This is a genomic window from Myxococcus sp. CA040A, from assembly GCF_013336725.1.
Taxonomy (GTDB): domain Bacteria; phylum Myxococcota; class Myxococcia; order Myxococcales; family Myxococcaceae; genus Myxococcus; species Myxococcus llanfairpwllgwyngyllgogerychwyrndrobwllllantysiliogogogochensis.
The window spans coordinates 1,203,355-1,224,211 of the sequence record NZ_JABUMR010000002.1 but is presented as its reverse complement, the minus strand read 5'-3'; the positions used below and the strand labels follow the sequence as shown (position 1 = coordinate 1,224,211).

Sequence of the window (20,857 nt, the reverse complement as noted above, 5' to 3'; positions counted from 1 at the left end):
CCCATGAAGATCTCCCCTCGATTCCTTCTCCCCGCGTTGCTCATGGGCGCCCCCCTCGCGCTCGCCGAGTCCGCCCCGGCCCCCAGCGCGGCGTCCGCGCCGGCCGCCAGGAGCATCGACGTCAGCTTCCGCGGCAGCCTGCGCGACGCGCTGAAGACCATCGCCGACAAGGGCGGCCTCAACCTGGTCGTCACCGGCGACCTGGATGTCCCGGCCGAGGTGCACCTGCGCAACGTCACCGCTGACCAGGCGCTGCGCACCGTCTCTCGCGCCTACTCGCTGCGCATGGAGCAGGACGGCTCCATCATCACCCTGCGGCCCATGACGCCGCATGAGAAGGAGGCCGCCGCGCAGGGCCACGCGCTGCCTGCCCCCGCCGCTCCGCCCGCCCCCGCCGCTCCTCCCGCGCCCGCCGTGGCGGCGACGCCCGCGGCTCCTCCAGCGCCCCCGGCGCCCCTGGCTCAGGAGACGGACACGGAGTCGGGACACTCCGAGGAGGGCATCGGCTCCGACGCGGAGGGGATGGAAGAGGTGCGGGATCAGATCCGCGAGCAGATCCACCGCACGCGGGACGAGCTGAAGCGCTCGCGCCGCTCCGGTGGCCGCAATGTCGTGGCGCGCGGACAGTCGCTCGAGGTGAAGGAAGCCCAGAACGTCCAGAGCGCGGTGGTGTACGGCGGCAACCTCGTCGTGAAGGGCCACGTGGAGAACGACGCGGTCGCCTTCGGCGGCAACCTGGTCATCCACGGCCACGTGGAGGGAGACGCGCACGCCTTCGGCGGCAACGTCGTCCTCAAGCCCGGCGCCAAGGTGGAAGGCGACGTGTCCTCCTTCGGCGGCAACGTGGAGCGCGAGGACGGCGCGGACGTGGAGGGCAGCATCAACACCTTCGGCGGCGCGAACATCGGCCGCATCGTCGCCGGCGAGCTCAAGGAAGGCCTCAAGGAGTCGCGCAACCCGCGCCACGAGCACGAGGAGCGAGACTCGGACGACGACAACAACAACGAGGGCGGGCTGGCCACCTTCATCCTGACCTTCGCGGTGCTCTTCGGACTGGGCTTCCTGGGACAGATGTTCTTCCCGGCGCGGATGAAGCAGGTGGGTGACGAGATTCGCGCCCGTCCGGTGCAGAGCGGACTCACCGGCCTCTTCGGAGTCGTGGCGATGATTCCCCTCACGGTGGTGCTGGCCATCACCATCATCGGAATCCCCGCCGCGCTGGTGCTGTGGATGGCGGCCCCGCTGGCCGCGGCGCTCGGCTTCGCGGCGGTGGCGAGCGAGCTGGGCACGCGGCTGCCGGTGATGCGCGGTCGCAAGACGCAGGCGGTGGTGCTGGCGCTGGGCTTGTTGGTGTTGATGGTGGTGGGCGCCATCCCGGTGCTCGGGGCCATCGTCTCCACCCTGGTCGTCCTGGTCGCCCTGGGCGCGGTCATCCGCACCCGCTTCGGCTACCGGCCGCGTGGCAGTGGGATGCCGGAGCCCATCCACCCGCACACCGAGCAGCCGGTCTAACGCACCGCCGCCGGGGATTGCCCGGCGCGTCAAAGGAGGCGGACAGCGCACCGTCCGCTCTCCCGAGAGACACCCACCGGGGATCGCCACGAGCCCAGACGGCCCGTGACGGTCCCCGGTGTCGTTTCAGCGGCAGTCTTAGAGAAGTTCCATCGCGCCATCACCGCGACTGTCGGATGGCCCCCATGACCGGGGTGCGTCATGCCTCGACAGGCTTTGACCACCCGGTCCGGGTACGCCATTTTGCGCGGCACCCATGCGACGCCTCCCAGACGCCTCGTTGCGCGGCAGGGCCATCACCGTGGACCTCGAGGGCGAGAGCATCCCCGCCATCGAAGGCGAGCCGGTGGCGTGCTCCCTGGTCGCCGCCGGCGAGCCCATGCTTGCCCGCTCCGTGAAGTACCACCGCCCTCGCGGGCCCTACTGCTTCGCCGCCGCGTGCTCGCACTGCCTGATGCGCGTGGATGGCCTGCCCAACGTCTACACGTGCCGCACGCCCGCCAGGGAGGGCATGAAGCTGGAGCGGCAGAACGCGTACCCCTCCGCGAAGGTGGACGTGTTCGAGACCATCGACTGGTTCTTTCCCAAGGGCCTGGACCACCACGAGATGTTCGCCGGCGTGCCCGTCGCCGAGCAGGTGATGGCCAAGGTCGCCCGCCAGCTCGCCGGCCTGGGCCTGTTGCCCAAGGAGGCCGCCCCCACGCCGCCCGAGTCGCGCACGGTGCGCACCCGCGTGGCCGTGGTGGGCGCTGGCGCCGCGGGCCTCGCCGCCGCTCGGGAGCTGACCGAGCGCGGCGTCCCCTTCCTTCTCTTCGAGCGCGAAGACCACGTGGGTGGACGGCTCGCGCACGGGGCGCCCGAGCAGGACGCGCCCGAAATCACGGACGTGGCCACGCTCGCGCCGGCAAGCCTCACCACGCGCGCCACCGTGCTGGGCCTGTATGACGACGAGGCGGGGCGCTTCCTCGCGGTGGGCGTCTGGGAGCCCACGGGCACGCGGCTCCTGAAGGTCTACGCGGAGCGCTTCCTGCTGACGCCCGGCGGCCACCCGCCCATGGTGCCTTTCGAGAACAACGACCTGCCCGGCGTCTACGCGGGGCGCGCGGCCAGTCTGTTGCTGCGCCGGCACGACGTGGCGCCCAAGGTCGCCGCGCTGGTGGGCTGGGGCGACGAGCTGTACGGCCTGGCCAGGCTCCTGGAAGAGCGCGGTGTGAAGCTCTCCGCGGTGGTGGACCTGAAGGGCCCGCCGCCCTCGGGGGCCCACGCGCTGGCGGTGGAAGGCTCCGAGCCCAAGGCCCACGGCATGCGCTCCGTGAGCGCGTTCAGCTTCACGCCTCGCGATGGCAGCAGGCGCAAGGTGCACTGTGACGCGGTGCTGGTGTCCGTGCCCGTAAGCCCCAGCTTCGAGCTGGCGCGACAGGGCGGCGCGAAGGTGTCGTTCGACGCCGGACGCGGGCTGTTCCGGGTGGAGGCGGACGCGGATGGACGCACCGAGGCCCCGGACATCTTCGCGGCGGGCGACCTCACCGGTGGAGGCAGTGCGAAGGACGCCGCTGCCGCGGGACGCCGCGCGGCGCAGACGCTGGTGGGAGGACTGTCATGAGCAAGTCGATGATCTGCTCGTGCGAGGACGTCACCGCGGATGACGTGCGGCACGCTGTCTCGCGCGGCTATTGCGATGTGGAGTCGGTGAAGCGCTACACCGGCTTTGGTACCGGCATCTGCCAGGGCAAGAGCTGCCTGTCGGCGGTGGCCGCGCTGCTGGAGAAGGAGAAGGCCCTCAAGCCCGACGCGGTGGTGCCCTTCACGCCGCGCCCTCCCCTGTTCCCCACCGAGCTGCGCCTCTTGGCTTCCGCTCCGGTGGACGAGTCCCAACCTCCCGTGGGCGGCCTGCCCCAGGACGTGGACGCGTTCGCCAGCGCGCTGCGGCCCGAGGGGCCCCTGCCCGCCAAGGCCAAGGTGGTCATCATCGGCGGCGGCATCATGGGGCTCGCGCTCGCGTACAACCTGGCGCGCGAGGGTGAGACGGACGTCGTCGTGCTGGAGCGCGGCTACCTGTGCGCGGGCGCGTCCGGACGCAACGGCGGCGGCGTGCGCATGCAGTGGGGCACTCCGGCGCTGGTGGAGTTGGCCAAGCGCTCCATCGACCTGATGAAGGGCTTCGCCCGGGATCTGGGCATCAACGTCTGGCTGCGCCAGGGCGGCTACCTGTTCCTGGCCCGGACGGACGCGGTGGCCAAGCGGCTGGAGCGCAACGTCACGCTGCACAACCGCTACGGTGTGCCCACGCGGCTGGTCACCCCGGACGCGGCGCGCGACATCGTCCCCGGCCTGACGATGAAGGGCTGCGTGGCGGCCTCCTTCAATCCCGAGGACGGCGTCATCTTCCCCTGGCCCTTCCTGTGGGGCTACGCGCAGGGCTGCAAGAAGAAGGGCGTCCGCGTGGAGACGTACACGGACGTCACCGGCTTCGAGGTCAGCGGCGGCCAGGTGCGCAAGGTGAAGACGGACCGGGGTGACATCGCCTGTGACACCGTCGTCCTCGCGTCGGGCGCGTGGAGCCCGGAGGTCGCGAAGCTCGTCGACGTGCAGCTCCCCAACGAGCCGCACCGTCACGAAATCCTCAGCACCGAGCCCCTCAAGCCCTTCCTGGGGCCGCTGGTGTCCGTGCTCGACTCGGGCCTGTACTTCAGCCAGTCCATGCGCGGCGAAATCGTGGGCGGCATGGGAGACCCGAAGGAGCCTGCGGGGCTCAACATGGGCAGCACCCTGCGCTTCGTGTCCCGCTTCGCCCGCGCGCTGATGGAGCAGATGCCCCACGTGGGCCACGTCAAGGTGCTGCGCCAGTGGGCCGGCTGCTACGACGTGACGCCGGACAACAACCCCATCCTCGGCCGCACCCCCGGCCTGGACAACCTCCTCCAGATGTCCGGCTTCGTCGGCCACGGCTTCATGATGGCCCCCGCCGTCGCCGAGCGGATGGCGAAGTGGATGGTCACCGGTGAGTCCGACGAGCTCTTCACCCGCTTCAACCTGCGCCGCTTCGCCGAAGGCAGCCTGGAGCGAGAAGACATGATCATCGGCTGAGCGCCCCAGTCCTCCGCCTCGCGTCGTCGACGGGCCGCGTCCCCTCCTGCGTGGAGCGGAGCGCGGCCCGTGGATTTTTCCGTCGCTGTCCTGGCACGGGACACCGAGCCCCGCGACTGCCCACAAAAACGACACTCCCAGAAAAACAAGTAAATCACGATAATCACTGAGGTTTGTCCCGAGGGGCGCGAAGGGCCTTTACATGGCCTCTCGTCAAACCGGAGCACGCGCGCACCACCTGGGCGCGCGCGAGTGAGTGACTCCCGAGTGAGCGTGTCCCGTTGATGACGGTGGCACGGGGTGTGCCAGGGCCCACGCGGCGCGCAATCCCGCGCGTGGTGGAGGAGTCCCCCGATGATCGCGAAGAGCATGCGTGCGTTGTTCCTGGTGGGTGCCCTGTCGGCATGCGGTACCGAGCAGGCTCCCGACGTTCCCGATGTGGAGGCGAACGAGCCGCTCCAGTCCCAGGAGTCCACGGTCATCGTCGGCTCGGTGAACTGGGTGGGCGCCACCACGCTGACGGGCACGCAGCGCACGCGCTCCAGGGCGGTGGGCTACCTGTCCATCCCCGCGGTGGGCAGCCGCTGCACGGCGTGGCTCGTCTCCGCCGACGTCATCATCACCAACAACCACTGCATCGGCAGCGCGTCCCAGGCCGTGGGCGCGCGCGTGTCCTTCAACTACGAGGACGGCGTCGCCTCGGCGGATCGCGTCTGGTACAACTGCGCCACGTTCATCAAGACGTGGTCCGGTGATGACATGACGGCGGTGCGCTGCTCGGCCACGAACGGCCAGCTGCCCGGCAACGTGTACGGCTGGCTGACGGTGTCCACCACCAACGCCGCCACCAACGCGAGCGTCTACGTCGTGCACCAGAACTGCGACTACTACACGACGTCCGGCTGCGCCCCGACGAAGAAGTCCTCGCCGGGCGTGGTGAAGAACGCGAACTACTCCACCACGGACCTGTCCTATGACGCGGACACGCTGGGCGGCTCCTCGGGCTCGCCGGTGTTCTCGTCCTCCACGCACCAGGTGGTCGGCCTGCACCACATCGGACTGGGCGGCAACTCGTCCGGCCGCGGCACGGCCAACACCGGCGTGAAGGCCACCCGCGTGAAGGCGCGCCTGACGGAGATCGGCCTCTAGTCCGTCACGTCATGCCGGAGTGGGCTCGCGCGCCAGCAGCACCGGTGACGCGAGCCCCACCGGCAGCGCCTCGGGCGCGGTCAGGGCCTCCCGCCGCACGCCTCGCAGCGCCAGCCGTCCCAGGCCCCGCTTCACCATGCGCGGCAGCAGGGGCAACAACCGCATCACCCACCGGTGGCCCCAGCCTGGATACACCAGGGCCTCACCCCGCTCGAAGGCCGCCAGGGCGACGCGCGCGCAGTGCTCCAGCGAAATCTGGAAGAAGGGCGCCACGCCCGCGCCCACCGCCTGGGAGCCCGCGTCTCCCAGCGGACCCGGCGCCACGCGGGTGATGACCACGCCGCGCCCCTCCACCTCCAACCGCAGCGACTCCGTGAAGCCGTCGAGGAAGCGCTGCGTGGCGGCGAACATCGTCGAGCCGGGCAGGAAGAGCTGGGCTGCGCCCGAGCCGATGTTCAGCACCCCGCCCCTCCCCCGCTCCAGCATGGGGGCGAGCAGCCGGTGGGTCAGCAGCGCGGGCACCCAGACATTCGCGCGCAGCAGCTCCTCGAGCCCTCCCCAGCGCGCTTCGGCGTACAAGCCCTGGCGCCCCAGGGCGGCGGTGTTCACCAGCACATCCACCCGGACGAAGTGCGACTCCAGCGAGGCGACGAGCGCGTCGATGTCGCGCGACTCGCAGACGTCGCACTGCTCGAGCAGCACGCCCAGGGTGGGATAGAGGGACAGCAGCTCCTCGCGCAACGGCTTCAGCCGCGCCACGTCTCGGTCCACGAGGACCAACGTGCGAACGCGCCGCGACAGCAGCCGGGCAAGCTCCCGGCCGATGCCCTCGGACGCTCCGGTGATGAGGACCGTGCCCTGGTCAATGGGAGGACGCATGGGAGAGAGGCACCTCGTCTTCGTTCAGGTGGCCATCCTGCGCACGAATCGCGGAGCGCGCTCGCCTCCCCGCAAGCTCTGCGCGCGCACGGGTACGAGCAGGCGGGCAAGCCCTGGCATGGAACTTCCACTGAGCGTCTTCCGGCCCCATTCCCCTAGCAGGGGCCTTTCCAACCACCGAGGAGCCGCCGATGGCCGCACCGTCCCGCATTCTCGTTCCCATCGATTTGAGCGAGGGCTCTCGCACCATCATCGACTACGCCCTGCACCTGGCGAGGCCCTTCAACGCCTCCGTGGAGGTGGTTCACGCCTGGGAGCCCCCTCAATACGTCGCGCCGGACCTGCTGGTGGCCGCGCCGGGCTGGAATGCCCTCTCGCTGGAGCAGGTCGCCATGGACACGGCGCGCAAGGAGCTGGCGACCCTCCTCCAGCAGATGGAGCCCCCGCAGGTGACGCTGAAGCACCGGGTGCTGGTGGGCGAGGCTGCCTCCACCATCCTCGAGCTCGCGGAGCAGGAGGGCTTCGACCTCATCATCATGGGCACCCACGGCCGCCGGGGACTCCCCCGACTCCTGCTGGGCAGCGTGGCGCAGAAGATCGTCTCCCGCGCGCCGTGCCCGGTGCTCACGCTGCACGTCGCGCCGGACAAGAAGTAGCGAGCACCGCCCCTAGCGCCCGAGCGCCGCCCGCGTGGCGGCCTCCCGCCGTCGGGCCGCGAGCACCGTGGGCACCGCGAGCACCGACATGGCCACCATGACGAGCGCGGCGCCGAGCAATTCGCGCGTCCCAACGCCGGGCAGCCCCAGGAACAGCGACAGCCCCACCGTGGCCACCACGCCAGAGAGCACGCTGGACGCGCGATTCACCGGCACGGAGAAGGCATTCTCCCTCGCGTCCAGGAGGATGAGCCCGCCGAAGATGCCGGTCCCCTGGGACAGCAGGCCCACCAGCACCTCCTCCAACAGCCGCCCCCGGGCGAACATGCCGGTGAAGCCCTCGCGGATGTCCAGCGCCGCGGCGGAGCCACCCCAGAGCGCCACCCCGGCGAGCACGAGCACGAGGAAGGGCGTGGCCACCATCTGCTCCTCAACGAAGTAGCGCGTGGACAGCGACTTGTCCTCGGACTTGGCCAGCCGGCTCATGGCGCGCAGCCGGATGAAGTAGCTGAGCAGGTACACGCCCACGTCCACCATGGCCACCACCGTCATGGTGGCCCGCGCATCCGTTCCCGACGCGACGACCACCGCCGAAAAGCTCAAGCCCAGCGCCACCCACGAGGGCCAGCGCACACGCCTGCGGCTCAGGACGTCCACCACGGGCGCCAGCACCAGCACGCCGCCGCGCATCAGCAGCATCATGAAGACGATGGAGGTGCCCTCCAGCGTGTACGCCAGCGTCGTGGTGCCGATGATGGCCGCCGAGCACATCCCGGACAGGAAGGTCCACGGCCCCGGCGAGGGCACCCGCAGGCCCAGCACCTTCCGGTGCCCCGCGAAGCGCCACCAGCGCTTGAGCGTGAGGAAGATGAACATGCCCACCATCGACGTCGCCGCGCTCACCGGCAGCAACGTGAAGCCGACGATGCCCTCCTCCATGCCCGGCAGGGAGCCGCTCGACAACGCCTTCGTCAGCGCGCTGTAGGGGGCATAGGCCGCGAAGTACCCGAAGGCATAGACCCAGATGGTGAGGTCGGTGGAGTCGTCGTGCTGCGTCGAAGGAGCGGCCAGTGCGGACCTCGGGACAGGGCCAGATGGACACCGTACAGCAAGGCGCGTGCCCTGGCCCGCACCGGCTGGAGCAACCGCCCCATGCAATCAGTGCGAGCCCTCGTCCGTAGGCCTCTCAACTCGGATGTCTCAGGAGCCCGCCCATGCGCTCATCGCTGCTGCCGACCCTGGCCCTCGCCGCCACCCTCACCTTCCCGGCCTTCGCGGCGGATGACGCGGCGAAGAAGCCCAACGACATCAAGGTCGTCTGCGCCACCACGTCCAAGGATGGCAGCCGCGCGGTGCAGGGCACGGACCTGGTCATCGAGGCCGGGGACAAGGTGACGGACGCGGTCGCCGTGGACGGCAACGTCATCATCCGCAAGGGCGCCAGGGTCGACGACGCCGTCGCCATCCGGGGCCGCGTCATCGTCGAGGCCGGCGCCCGCGTGACGGGCGACGCCGTCTCCATGGGTGGGGAGGTCCGCATCCAGAACGGCGCGCGCGTGGACGGCAGCGCCATCGCCCTCGGCGGCAAGCTCACCGTGGACAAGGACGGCGTCATCGGCGGCGACCGGGTCAGCCTGTCCTTCGAGATTGGCGGCAAGGACCTGCTGCGCGGCTTCATCGAGGAAGCGCTCGAGGAAGAGACGGGCTGTCACATCATCGACGAGGACGACGAGGACAAGGGCGAAGACAAGGACGTCTGAACGACGTCCCCTCCCAGCCCGCGTGGGGTGCTACGCGGCGCTGACGGTATCCGGGGCGGAGTCGGCGTCCCGGGTCAACGGCTGGAGCGAGGCGCGCAGCGAGAGGATCTGCTCGCGCGCCAGCGTCTTGAGCTTCTCCAGGTCATCCATCGTCATGCCCTTGGTGGAGATGGGCGTGCCCACCGTCACCATGCCGCGCGACGTGGAGAAGCGCCACGAGTGCTTCGGCAGCGCCTTGCGCGTCCCGCTCACCGCCAGCGGCAGCACGTCCGCCTGACGCTCGATGGCCAGCCGGAACGCGCCGTCCTTGAAGGGCAACAGCTCGTCCGTCTTCGAGCGCGTGCCCTCCGGGAAGATCATCACCGGCATCCCCTTCTCCATCCACTCCTTGCAGCGCGCCATGGCGCCCGTGGCGGACTCGCGGTCTCCTCGGTGCACGGGGATGTCGCCGGCGAGGCTCATCATCCACCCCACCACGGGAATCTTGAAGAGGTTGGCCTTGCCCAGCCACTTCATCTCCCACGGCAGATGGGAGATGAGGAACGGGTCCGCGTTGGACTCGTGGTTGCTCACCACCACCGTGTTGGGGGCCACCCGCTCCGGCACCGCGCCGTGCACCCGGAAGCGCCAGTACGGCGTCAGCTTCGCCGCGGTGACGCCCACCATCCGGAAGCACCGGCCCGTGGCATAGCGCGTCTTGTCGAACGGCAACGTGAAGATGGCGATGACGAGCTGAACGAAGAAACCGACCAGCGCGACGATTCCAATCTCGACCCAGGTCCAGATGGAGAGCAGTGCGTTCATGAGAGAGCCTCGAGCAATCGTCAGCGGACAGCGGAGTCCAGGTCCACGCTCACCGGGCAGTGGTCCGAACCCGACACGTCGGGGTGGATGGCGGCGCGCTTGACGTAGGCCATGGCTCCGGGAGACGCCAGGACGTAGTCGATACGCCAGCCGATGTTCTTCTCCCGCACCCCGAAGCGCTGGCTCCACCACGAGTAGTGGCCGCCGCCCTTGTGGAAGTGTCGGAAGCTGTCGACCCAGCCCGCCCGGAGCCACCGGTCCAGCTCCTCGCGCTCCTCCGGACGGAAGCCGCTCGTCTCGCGGTTCTCCCGGGGACGCGCCAGGTCGATGTCTTGATGCGCCGTGTTGAAGTCGCCCACCACGAGCACCCGCCCACCATCGCGCAGCGGCTTCTCCAGCTCCGCGAAGAGGCGTCGGTAGAAGGACAGCTTGAAGGGGATGCGGCTCAGGTCCCGGTCCTTCCCGTTGCCGTTGGGGAAGTACACGTTGGCCACCGTGAGCTTGCCGAAGCGGGCGAGCTGGAGCCGGCCCTCCACGTCCATCTCCGGGATGCCCAGACGGGTCTCCACCGCGTCGGGTTCATCTCGGGAGAACAGGCCCACGCCGCTGTAACCAGGGCGCTCCGCGGACGAGAAGTGCGTCTTCCATCGGGGCGGGGTGCGGACCTCGTTGGGCAGCTGGTCGGCGCGCGCACGCACCTCCTGCAGCGCCACCACCTGCGCCCTCGCGCCCGACAACCACGGCAAGAAGCCCTTGCCGTGGGCCGAACGCAGTCCATTCACGTTCCATGAGACGACTCGCACGGAACGCTTATGACCCGGCCGGGCCGGGTTTTCCAGCCCCTACCGGTTCAGAGACCGGTAGGGGCGGGGGATGCCCGTCAACTACTCCGTGGCGCTGGAGGAGTTCTGGGGCTGACGCGTCGTCCGGAGGATGAAGTCGGACGCGTTGTCCTGCGAGTCATACCCGTTGCCAGCCGTCGCATCCGAGCCGTTCTCCATGGTGGCCGCCGTGGAGGAGATGGTCGCCTTGCGCTCGAAGCTCCCCGCCGCCGCCGGCATGGACGAGAAGGTCGTGCCCTCGGGGGCATCGCCGGTGCCGTAGGCGACCGCATCCACCGTGGCCGGGTCGTTCACGTTCACGCCCAGCCCCGGCGGGCCGATGCGCAGGTTGCCTCCGCCCGACGCGCTGGCCTGCATGGAGAAGACCGTGCCCCAGCTCGCATCGCCGCTCACGGTGCCCGAGTACTGCCCGTGCACCACGAGGTAGAAGCCGCGAGGCTGGATGATGGCACCCGCCGGCAGCGTGTAGGACTGGTACGTGCCGCCAATCGCTCTCTTGTACTGGACCTTCCAGCCGGACAGGTCCACCGCGGTGGCGGTGGGGTTGAACAGCTCGATGAACTCGTCGTTCGTGTTGCCCGCGCCCGCCGGAGCCGCCTCGCTGATGACGATGTGGTCCGCGCCCGTAGGTGCGTCCGTCACGCGAAGCTGCGCCGACACCGTCTGGCCATCCAGCGTGGCCACGACCAGGCCTTCACCGCTGGCGTTGGCCGCGACCAGGTCGAACTTGGCGGACAGCGTGTCGGCCCGCACCAGCACCTGGGCCGGCACCGCGCCCAGGCTGGCCGGCTGAACCGCCAGCTCCACCACGGTGTCCACCGCCGGAGGCACGTCCAGCGTCACCGTGAAGGCGAACGAGGAGCCCCCAGTCACCACGGCGACCTCGGGCGACAGCTGCGCCAGCGCCGCCGGCTGATCCGCGGCCAGCACCTGCACCAGGGCGTCGCGCGTCACGCCGCCCAGGCTGGCCGTCAGCGTGGCCTTCTCCACACCCGGGTCCTGCGAAGCGTCAGCGCTCAGGATGACGACCGCGGAACGCTGGCCCGCGGGGATCACCACCTGCCCATTCTCCACGGAGACGGCGAGGCTGGACGACGCCACCGTCACCACCGTGTCCTGGAGCGCCGGACCGCTGAGTGTCACCGTCAGCGGCTCGGGGAACGTGGGCCCGTTGAAGCCCGAGCGCACGAACACGCCCGTGGGGCCCAGCGAGGCCAGCGTCGCCTCGCCCGTCCCCGCGGGCACCAGGTCCGCGGCCGAGCGCGGCTCGATCTTCGAGTGGTCATTGCGCAGCTCCAGCACGCCGGTGATGGAGAAGAACCGGTCTCCCAGCGCCGGCATCGGGTACGCGTACAGGTAGTCGTTGATGCGCAGCGAGCCGTTCACCTCGAACTCACTGGTGGGCGCGGATTCGCCGCCACCCGGCGCGGGCGCGATGTTCGTCACGTCCACCTGAGACACCCGCACCAGCACGCCTTCCAGCGGACCGGCGCGCAGGCCGCCCGTGGCGATCTCCGCGGGCGTCACCACCTGCGGAGCCGGCAGCGTGCTGCCCTGGCTGACGATGGTCGCCGTGGGCGTGGCGATCTGCAGCTGACCGAAGTAGTTGGCCACCGTGCCGTTGACGTTCACTCGCACGCCCGCCACCACGTTGCTCGGGGGCGCCGTGCGGGTGAAGACGAAGACGCCGGAGTAGTCCGCGCCCTGGTAGCCCTGATCCAACGGGTTGACCTGGACGAAGTAGCCCGTGCTGCCCACGCCGGTGACGGTGACGTTGGACAGGCCCACTCGCTGGCCCACCCACGCCGAGCCTCCACCCGGAGCCGGCTCCTTCACCTGGTAGATGGACAGCGGGCACGCCGTGTCGCCCGGGTTGGGCGCCGCGCAGATGTCACACACGTCGCCACGTCCGTCGCCATCCGCGTCGGCCTGGTCGGCGTTGGGCACACCCGGGCAGTTGTCCACGGCGTTGATGACGCCGTCGGCATCCGAGTCGTTCGGGTTGGGCCGCGCGCACAGCGTGGTGTTCGCGTTCAGCGGGCACACGTCGCACGCGTCACCGACGTTGTCGCCGTCCTCGTCCCGCTGGAGGCCCTGATCCATCGGGCGCACGGGGTTGAAGACCGCCGGGCAGTTGTCCTGCGCATCGGAGATGCCGTCGCCGTCCACGTCGGTGCCGGTGGGGTCACCGGAGTAGACGGTGGAGCCCGTCACGGAGGCCGGGTAGCGGGAGTCCGTGGAGGCGCGGCGCGGCTCACACACCGGCTCGCTCGCCGGCACGGTGCAGGAGAACAGCGGGTAGGCGCCGTTGTTGCGCGATCTCAGCGTGTCCAGCGACGTGCTGATCTCCGACTGGAGGCACACCGAGCGCATCGCGCCGCACACGTCCAGCGTGTCGCAGCTCGCGCCACCCAGGGCGGTGACCACCGCCGCCTCACCGTAGAGCGGCGTGCCGCCGCGCATCGTCAGCACCACGTCCGCGGGCTCCGCCATGATGACGGCGCGGTACGGCGAGTCCACATGGCCGTTGAGCCGGAAGATGGCCACGTCCGCCAGCTTGCCCGGAGCCAGCGCGCCCGTGTTCGTGGCCTGGAACGCGTGGGCCGCGTTGCCAGTCACCATCGCCCACGTCTCCGCGTCGGTCAGCGAGTTGTTGAAGTAATCGCTGTCCAACGAGTCCGCGCAGCGCAGCTCACGCAGGACGTTCATGGAGCCGGAGCGCAGCCAGTCGGTGCCCAGCGCGATGTTCACGCCCAGGGACTTGTAGAGCGGGACGGCGGCGGTATCGCCATACAGGCCGATGTTGGATCGCGGCGACCAGACGAGGCTGCTGCCCTTGCCCGAAATCATGGAGATGTCGGCGGCGCGCAGCCCGATGCCATGGACGATGGCCGTACGCGGGCTGAGGATGTCCTGGCCACCGGACTGCTGACCGGAGAGGCAGAGGAACTCGTTGCGCGCGGTGCCCTCGATGCCCTCGGCGATGTGCGGCAGATAGGCCGAGGCGGCCGGAATGTCCGACGGCGTGTCGATGCCCGCGTAGCCACAGCCGCTCGCCACTTCGCGACCGTCGCTGTCGCTCAACGGGAACGTCTGGTAGTTCGCGCCCGAGCCCGCCCCCAGACCTTCCTGGTTGCTGCCCGTCTCGGAGAGGTTCGGCGCATCCAGGTTGCGCAGCAACCCCTTGGCGCCACCCGAACCGGCGATGGACGTGGTGCCCGCGATGACCTGGCGCAGCTCGCCCCAGCGAATCCCATCCGCGTTCGTCGTGCCGCCCGCGGAGATGCGCGTGTGGCCGTTGTTGCCTTCACGCCAGTCGTGGCGGTGCTCGTAGCGCTCTTCCACCGTCGAGCCGGTCGCCACGTAGGGCGCCGCCTGGAACGTGATGTGGTCATGCGAGTTGATGAGACCCGGCGACACCACCGCCTGCGGGCACGTCACGCGAGTGGCCGTGGACGCGCCTGGCGTCTGAGAGCAATCACAGCTCACGCACTGGATGATGCCCGCGGAGTCCACGAGCATCTGCCCGCCCTGGTAGACCTTGTCCGGCGCCAGGATGATGCCCGTGAACAGTCGCGCCGCGCCGCCCGACTCCACCGAGCAGGACCCCGTCGGAGGAGGCGGCAGGTTCGCCGCCGGGCACATCACGACGGTCTCACCCGAGCCAGCGTCCGTGCCGGCATCGCTCCCCGAGCCCGCATCCGGCTCGCCAGTACCGGCGTCCGTCCCCGCATCCGTCTCCACCGGGCCGGCATCCGTGCCCGCGTCCGTCTCCACCGGGCCGGCATCCGTGCCCGCGTCCGTCTCCACCGGGCCGGCATCCGTGCCCGCGTCCGTCTCCACCGGGCCGGCATCCGTGCCCGCGTCCGTCTCCACAGGACCGGCGTCCGTGCCCGCGTCCGTCTCCACCGGACCCGCATCCGTCTCCCCGGGGCCTGCGTCGATGCCGGCGTCCGTCTCGACAGGACCGGCGTCCGTCTCCACATGGCCAGCATCCGTGCCGGCGTCCGTCTCGACAGGACCGGCGTCCGTCTCCACCTGGCCCGCATCCGTGCCCGCGTCCGTCTCCACCGGGCCAGCGTCCGTGCCCGAATCCGTGCCCGCGTCCGTCTCTACGGGACCCGCATCCGGCTCACCGGCATCCGGCTCACCCGCGTCAGGTACCGTGGGACCGGCATCCGTGCCCGCGTCAGGCGTCGGCTGACAGCTGCTTTCACAGCCATCCCCATTGGTGGTGTTGCCGTCGTCACAGCGCTCGCCACTTTCGACGACACCATTTCCACAGACAGGGTTGGAAGGAGGGTCGTCACCATCACAAGCTGAGACGACCAGGAGCAGCGCCGTAAGAGGCGCCAGCAGTTGGCGGAAAGACCAGGACATGTAGGGGACGCTCCGGAGTGGCAAACCTGCGGGGGGCTGAATCCTACAACCGTCATGCATCTTTCAATCAGCAAAATTTCAACAACACCGTAGCAAAATGCAACTCCGGGGGTGCTTTCCACCCCAGGAAAACTCGGGCAATTCCCGTGTTTTAGAGACTCTAAGGGTTAACCACCACATCCCTGTTCCTTTGAATCCTCTCAGACAACCTCCCAGTGCGGGCACGAAGTGTCGCGAGTCCGGACGCTTACGCGGAGTGTTTACTTCCCGTCGGCGACGCCCATAGTGAGACATCGGAAACACGGACTGGATGTCTGTGTTTCTTGAGAAGTCTCTCAGAAACACAAAGGTCGTGTTTCACGGCTTAATCATGAAATCGCTCTCAGCGAGGGCGGTTCAGGGGGATGTGTGTCTTCAACCAAGAATCGACAACACCCGGGGGGGAGACTCCTACCCGGAGGCCGGGTCGCGCCCACGCTCGGGCGATCCTTCCTGGCGGCCGCGCTGGTCTCCAGCCTCGCCTGCCAACCGGACGGAACCGACGCGTCCCCGCGGGCCGCGCCAGGCCACCAGCCCATGGCGCCCACGCAGGAGAAGCTGGTGGGGTCCTCTCCACAGGCGGTCGCGGAGCCCACGTGCACGCGGACGATCTTCGCGGACGTGGTGGCGCTGGACCAGGTCTACACCTACAACCGGCTGGGCTCCTTCAACCCCACGGGCATGATCTACGCCCTCCGTGAGGACGTGGAGGCCATCAGCCCGAGCAAGCCCGCGGGGCCCGGCAACGCGCGCCTGAAGACGAACAAGCGCCCCCGCCCGCTCACGCTGCGCGCCAACGTGGGGGACTGCCTCCACGTGAAGTTCACCAACTGGCTGGCCCCCACCCGCTCGGCGATTCCCAGCGCGGAGGAGTCCCAGCCCGGCCCGAGCAAGGCGGGCGGCTCCACCACGCAGAGCTTCCTGCGCAAGCTCTTGCCGCTCTGGGTGTGGACGCCCTCGTATGACGCCGTCCTCTCGCTCATCAAGGGCGAGGCGGTGGGCGGCCGGTGGTTCTGGCTCGGCGAGGACAAGGAGGCGGACAGCGACCACCGCGACAACTCCCCCGCCACGCGCCACGCCTCCATCCACGTGCAGGGCCTGCAGTACCGGAACATCCTCTCCGACGGCGCCAACGTCGGCTACAACCCCAGCAGCCTCGTGCCCTCCGGAGGCTCGCTCGACTACGAGTGGTACGCCGACCACGAGGGCGTCTTCTTCTTCCACAGCATGGGAGCCTCTTTCGGCGGCGAGGGCGACGGAGGCTCCACCGCGCAGGGCCTCTTCGGCGCCGTCAACGTGGAGCCCGCGGGCAGCAGTTGGTACCGCTCCAAGGTGAGCGCGACCGTGCTCAAGTCCGTCACCACGGGCACCAACCCGGACGGCACGCCGCTCATCCAGTACGAGAAGCTGGATGACTCCAACCGTCCGTACCTGGCCATCCTGGACGCCAATCGGCAGATCCGTCACGGCGACCTGGAGGCCATCATCACCGGCTACAAGGGCACGTCGGTGGGCACCCGGACGTCCATCGACCAGGGCCATTTCCGCGAACTCACGGCCATCTACCACGATGAAATCAAGGCGGTTCAGGCCTTCGACGAGCTGGAGTGGAACCCGACGTTCCACAGCGTCCGCGACGGCTTCGGGGTGAACTACGGCGTGGCGGGCCTGGGCGCGGAGCTCATCGCCAACCGCGCGAAGATTGGCCCCACCAAGGACTGCGTCACCTGCGAGTACGAGGAGTTCTTCCTCGAGTCCTGGGCCAATGGCGACCCGGCGATGAACGTGGAGAAGGACGCCTCAGGCAAGGCCGTGGCGGCGCTCTATCCGGACGACCCGACCAACGTGCACCACAGCTACCTGGGCGACCCGGTGCGCATCCGCAACATCCACGCGGGCCCCGCGGAGACCCACGTCTTCCACCTCCACGCCCACCAGTGGAAGTACTCCCCCGGCGCCCAGGACTCCAACTACCTGGACTCGCAGACGGTCAGCCCCGGCTCGGCCTTCACCTACGACATCAACTTCGGAGGCTCCGGCAACCGCAACCTCACCGTGGGCGACTCCATCCACCACTGCCACCTGTATCCCCACTTCGCCCAGGGCATGTGGGCGCTGTGGCGCGTGCATGACGTGTTCGAGGCCGGCACCAAGGACCGCGTGCTGCCCGACGCGGAGATCAAGAACGGCACGCCCAACCCGGCCGTCATCCCCATCCCCAGCCGGGCCATGCCGCCCATGCCCACGTATGTCGCCACCACGGTGAGCACGCCGTCGGGCCCGATGACGCGGCCCGCGTTCCCCGGCTACCCCTTCTACATCCCGGGCATGCCCGGCCGCCGGACGCCCCAGGCGCCCCTGGACCTGGAGTTCGACGGCGGTCTGCCGCGCCACATCGTCACCAACGCGGTGGGCCCGGTCGTCTATGGCAACTCGGGGCGCTTCGACGTGGACCCGACGGCGCTCAACATCAAGCTGCTGCCCCAGGCCGGCACCCCGACGGAGAAGGCCGCCATGGCCTTCCACTCCGGCGACTTCCCCAGCTCCATCGGCGCCACCGCGCCCTCCATCGTGCCGCTCCACAACGACCCCGTCTTCGCGGAGACGGTGAGGTACTACCCCGGCTACACCGCGCTGGGCGGCACCGGGAAGTTCCTCGTCAACGGCCGGCCCCCCGTCGCAGGCGCGCCCTTCGCGGACCCGTGTCCGGCGCGCACGACGAAGCGCAACTACCGCGCGACCTATCTCCAAATCGCCATGCAGCGGGTGAACCGGGCCGGCTGGCATGACCCGCAGGCGCGACTGATGGTGCTCAACGAGGACGTGCCGGCGACCCAGGACGGCAAGCGGCCTCCAGAGCCCTTCTTCTTCCGCGCCGAGTCGGGCGAGTGCATCAACTTCTACGCCACCAACCTCATCCCCGCGCACCTGGCACCGGATGACTTCCAGATCTACACGCCCACGGACATCATCGGTCAGCACATCCACCTGGTGAAGTTCGACGTGACGGCGGCGGACGGCGCCGGCAACGGCTGGAACTACGAGGACGGCACGCTGTCCTCGGACACGGTGGCGCACCGCATCCACCTGGCCAACGCGGCGGGCGGCGCCTTCGTGGCGGATGGCAACGTGGGCGAGACGGGCGCGCGCGTGTACCTCACCGCGCCCGCGTCTCACCCGCGCATCCCCCGCGCGCCGGGCACCGCGCAGACCAGCGTGCAGCGCTGGTGGGCGGACCCGCTGCTCAGCGACTCGGGCAAGGAGCACCCGCTGGAGACCGTGTTCACCCACGACCACTTCGGCCCGTCGTCCCATCAGCAGCACGGCTTCTACGGCGCGCTGATCGTCGAACCGAAGGGCTCCAAGTGGAGGGACCCTCGCACGGGCATCTTCTACGGCTCGCGCGTGGCGGACGGTGGCCCGACGAGCTGGAGCGCGGACATCATCACCGCGAACCCGGCCAACAGCTTCCGCGAGTTCGCCATCGCCTTCGCGGACTACGTGCCCCTCTACGACGAGTGCGGCAAGCCGGTGAACCCGCCCAACTACAAGGAGGAGAAGCTGCCGTGGGCGGTCGGATTCGAGTCCACACCCATGCCGGAGGCCATCAGCGCCGCCGACCCGGGCGGGATGACCATCAACTACCACAACGAGCCCATCCCCCACCGCATCTCCACGCGCCTCAGTTGCAGCGATCGGGTGCAGCGCAGCGGGACGCGCGGAGACATGGCCAACGTCTTCCGCTCGGACATCCACGGCGACCCGTACACGCCGGTGATGTACGGCAACCCGGGCGACAACATCCGCATCCGCCTCATCCAGGGCTCACAGGAGGAGCAGCACTCCTTCACCCTCCACGGCAACAAGTGGCTCAAGGAGCTGTACGACCCGGACAGCGGCTTCTACAACGCGCAGCCCATCGGCATCTCGGAGAAGTTCGAGTTCAACCTGACCGGCGGCCTGCCGCAGATCATCGGCCCGTACGAGACGGCGGACTACATGTACATGAGCGCTTCCACGGGCGACCTGTGGAACGGCATGTGGGGCATCCTCCGCACGACGAAGAACCGGCTGCGCAACACCCGCACCCTGGCGGACGTGGCCCTGCTGGCCGCGGACGAGAACCCGAAGCTCCAGTCTGTCGCCACCCGGGGCGCGGCGAACGGAGAGGTGCAGCCCTACCCGCCGTTCACCCTGCTGGACCTGCCCGACGAGGCGGGCCTGGAGGTGTTGGATCCGGAGAAGGAGCGCGACTCCGTGGAGGACTCCTACGAGGTGGACGAGACGGGCAAGCCGGTGAAGCAGCGCACCGTCGAGCACCTCATGGCGGACCGCGAGGGGATGATGCGAATCGACAAGGACCTGGTGCTCCAGTACGAGGCGCTCCAGTGGTTCGGCATCAAGCCCATCAAGACGGACTCGTGTCCGAAGGGCTCGCCGGTGCGGCTGTACCGGGTCTCCGCCATCGACGCGAAGAACCACATCGCCGGCAAGCGGCTCGTCTACAACGACGCGCACAAGATCTACGACCCGGACGCCATCATCTTCGCGCAGGACGCGCACCTGGCCGGGCTGAAGGCCGGCACGCGCAAGCCGGAGCCGCTCATCCTCAGGGCCCGCGCGGGTGAGTGCATCCAGGTCATCCTGACCAACCGGCTGCCATCCACCCCCCTGCCGAAGTCGTACGTCTGGGCGCACCACTCGGCCATCACTCCGCGCTTCAACGTCAACCAGGTGCGGATGTCGAACCACGTGTCGCTGCATCCGCAGCTCGTCAACTACGACGTCAACGTGGACGACGGCGCCAACGTGGGCCTCAACGCGGTGCAGACGGTTCCGCCCGGCGGCACGCGCGCGTACCGGTGGTTCGCCGGTGAGTTCAAGAGCTCGCCGTTTGGCACCCCGTTCCCCTGGGGCCGCAGGACGCCCATGGAGTTCGGCATCGTCAACCTGCGCAACATGGCGGACGTGGTGAACCACGGCATGCACGGCGCCATCGGCGCGCTCGTCATCGAGCCCGCTGACGCCGCATGGACGGCCGACCCCGGCACGGAGGCCCAGGCCTACGTCTCGTACACCCGGGCCGACGGCAAGCCGGAGACGTTCCGCGAGTTCGTCGCCCTCTTCCAGGACGACCTGGGCCTGCACAGCGATGACTCCACCTTCTGGGACACGGATGGCCTGGAGAGCGGCACGGCGCTGCGCAACACGGCGGGAATCGACGACTCGCAGGACACCGGACAGAAGGGCTTCAACTACCGCACCGAGCCCCTGTGGGCCCGCCTGGGCGTGCCGCCCCAGACGGACATGGAGACGCTCAACGATTACGACCTGCGCGACATCTTGAGCTCCACCGCGCATGGCGACCCGGCCACGCCCGTGTTCGAGGTCAAGGTGAACGACCCGGTGCGCTGGCGCTTCGGCCATCCCTCCGGTCACTCACGTCAGCACGCCATCTCCATGCATGGCGCGGAGTGGCGCCGCAACCCGTGGCTCGCGGGCAGCCAGTCGCGCGTCATGGGCCCCAACGCCACGTCACCCATCATCTCCACCCAGGGCGGAGCGTCGGTGATGCAGTCGTACACGATGATCCCCGAGTACGGCGCGGGCGGTGCCTCCAGCGTCAAGGGCGACTACCTCTACCGGGACCACGCCAGCTTCCTGTGGAGCGCTGGCGGCCTGTGGGGCGTGTACCGGGTGAAGTAGCGGTTGCTCTCTGTCGGTTCCGGGCGACGCGGTCCACCTCTGA

At 69.4% G+C, this 20,857-nt stretch carries 12 protein-coding genes; 7 read left to right on the top strand and 5 right to left on the bottom strand.

Going from position 1 to position 20,857, the window contains the following annotated elements:
- The first annotated feature begins 3 nt into the window (after window positions 1-3).
- The 4 genes from HUA75_RS11545 to HUA75_RS11530 all read left to right on the top strand — a co-directional run bounded on the left by HUA75_RS11545 (window position 4) and on the right by HUA75_RS11530 (window position 5,748).
- On the top strand, window positions 4-1,512 hold the full coding sequence (locus HUA75_RS11545) for a polymer-forming cytoskeletal protein (RefSeq protein ID WP_174486381.1): 1,509 nt from the start codon (window positions 4-6) through the stop codon (window positions 1,510-1,512).
- Between the two features lie 256 nt (window positions 1,513-1,768).
- Window positions 1,769-3,115, top strand: coding sequence for a 2Fe-2S iron-sulfur cluster-binding protein (locus HUA75_RS11540; protein ID WP_174486380.1), 1,347 nt, complete (start codon window positions 1,769-1,771; stop codon window positions 3,113-3,115).
- Complete coding sequence (locus HUA75_RS11535) at window positions 3,112-4,599, top strand: FAD-dependent oxidoreductase (protein ID WP_141645163.1); 1,488 nt, start codon at window positions 3,112-3,114, stop codon at window positions 4,597-4,599. Before HUA75_RS11540 ends, HUA75_RS11535 begins: the two co-directional genes overlap by 4 nt.
- Window positions 4,600-4,953: 354 nt before the next feature.
- Window positions 4,954-5,748, top strand: a complete 795-nt coding sequence (locus tag HUA75_RS11530) for a serine protease (protein WP_174486379.1) — start codon at window positions 4,954-4,956, stop codon at window positions 5,746-5,748.
- Between the two features lie 9 nt (window positions 5,749-5,757).
- On the opposite strand, the gene HUA75_RS11525 is transcribed toward HUA75_RS11530, so the two are convergent.
- Window positions 5,758-6,627 (bottom strand): SDR family oxidoreductase, encoded by an 870-nt coding sequence (locus HUA75_RS11525; protein WP_141645161.1) that lies wholly within the window; start codon window positions 6,625-6,627, stop codon window positions 5,758-5,760.
- A 191-nt stretch (window positions 6,628-6,818) separates the two neighbouring features.
- On the opposite strand from HUA75_RS11525, the gene HUA75_RS11520 reads away from it, so the two are divergent.
- Entirely contained in the window at window positions 6,819-7,283 is a 465-nt protein-coding gene (locus HUA75_RS11520; RefSeq protein WP_141645160.1) for a universal stress protein, read from the top strand.
- Between the two features lie 12 nt (window positions 7,284-7,295).
- Here HUA75_RS11520 and HUA75_RS11515 read toward each other — a convergent pair whose 3' ends face one another.
- Window positions 7,296-8,159 carry a hypothetical protein gene (locus tag HUA75_RS11515; protein WP_254627495.1) on the bottom strand — a complete coding sequence of 288 codons (864 nt, stop codon included), beginning with the start codon at window positions 8,157-8,159 and terminating at the stop codon, window positions 7,296-7,298.
- A 338-nt stretch (window positions 8,160-8,497) separates the two neighbouring features.
- Here HUA75_RS11515 and HUA75_RS11510 point away from each other — a divergent pair, with 338 nt between their 5' ends.
- On the top strand, window positions 8,498-9,043 hold the full coding sequence (locus tag HUA75_RS11510) for a hypothetical protein (RefSeq protein ID WP_141645158.1): 546 nt from the start codon (window positions 8,498-8,500) through the stop codon (window positions 9,041-9,043).
- A gap of 30 nt (window positions 9,044-9,073) precedes the next feature.
- Here the strand turns inward: HUA75_RS11510 and HUA75_RS11505 are convergent, their stop codons facing one another.
- From HUA75_RS11505 to HUA75_RS46615, 3 genes are all read right to left on the bottom strand, one after another.
- Entirely contained in the window at window positions 9,074-9,847 is a 774-nt protein-coding gene (locus HUA75_RS11505; RefSeq protein WP_141645157.1) for a 1-acyl-sn-glycerol-3-phosphate acyltransferase, read from the bottom strand.
- A gap of 20 nt (window positions 9,848-9,867) precedes the next feature.
- Window positions 9,868-10,650 carry an exodeoxyribonuclease III gene (locus HUA75_RS11500; RefSeq protein ID WP_141645156.1) on the bottom strand — a complete coding sequence of 261 codons (783 nt, stop codon included), beginning with the start codon at window positions 10,648-10,650 and terminating at the stop codon, window positions 9,868-9,870.
- A gap of 81 nt (window positions 10,651-10,731) precedes the next feature.
- On the bottom strand, window positions 10,732-15,069 hold the full coding sequence (locus HUA75_RS46615; protein ID WP_254627494.1) for a lamin tail domain-containing protein: 4,338 nt from the start codon (window positions 15,067-15,069) through the stop codon (window positions 10,732-10,734).
- A 576-nt stretch (window positions 15,070-15,645) separates the two neighbouring features.
- On the opposite strand from HUA75_RS46615, the gene HUA75_RS11480 reads away from it, so the two are divergent.
- Window positions 15,646-20,814 (top strand): multicopper oxidase domain-containing protein, encoded by a 5,169-nt coding sequence (locus tag HUA75_RS11480; RefSeq protein ID WP_174486377.1) that lies wholly within the window; start codon window positions 15,646-15,648, stop codon window positions 20,812-20,814.
- Window positions 20,815-20,857: the final 43 nt, after the last annotated feature.

Bases quoted from the DNA above. Each gene is read 5' to 3' on its own strand.
- HUA75_RS11530 (WP_174486379.1), top strand. From the start codon at position 4,954: ATGATCGCGAAGAGCATGCGTGCGTTGTTCCTGGTGGGTGCCCTGTCG.
- HUA75_RS11525 (WP_141645161.1), bottom strand. From the start codon at position 6,627: ATGCGTCCTCCCATTGACCAGGGCACGGTCCTCATCACCGGAGCGTCC.
- HUA75_RS11505 (WP_141645157.1), bottom strand. From the start codon at position 9,847: ATGAACGCACTGCTCTCCATCTGGACCTGGGTCGAGATTGGAATCGTC.
- HUA75_RS11510 (WP_141645158.1), top strand. From the start codon at position 8,498: ATGCGCTCATCGCTGCTGCCGACCCTGGCCCTCGCCGCCACCCTCACC.
- HUA75_RS11540 (WP_174486380.1), top strand. From the start codon at position 1,769: ATGCGACGCCTCCCAGACGCCTCGTTGCGCGGCAGGGCCATCACCGTG.
- HUA75_RS11520 (WP_141645160.1), top strand. From the start codon at position 6,819: ATGGCCGCACCGTCCCGCATTCTCGTTCCCATCGATTTGAGCGAGGGC.
- HUA75_RS11515 (WP_254627495.1), bottom strand. From the start codon at position 8,159: ATGTTCATCTTCCTCACGCTCAAGCGCTGGTGGCGCTTCGCGGGGCAC.
- HUA75_RS11535 (WP_141645163.1), top strand. From the start codon at position 3,112: ATGAGCAAGTCGATGATCTGCTCGTGCGAGGACGTCACCGCGGATGAC.
- HUA75_RS11480 (WP_174486377.1), top strand. From the start codon at position 15,646: ATGGCGCCCACGCAGGAGAAGCTGGTGGGGTCCTCTCCACAGGCGGTC.
- HUA75_RS46615 (WP_254627494.1), bottom strand. From the start codon at position 15,069: ATGTCCTGGTCTTTCCGCCAACTGCTGGCGCCTCTTACGGCGCTGCTC.
- HUA75_RS11545 (WP_174486381.1), top strand. From the start codon at position 4: ATGAAGATCTCCCCTCGATTCCTTCTCCCCGCGTTGCTCATGGGCGCC.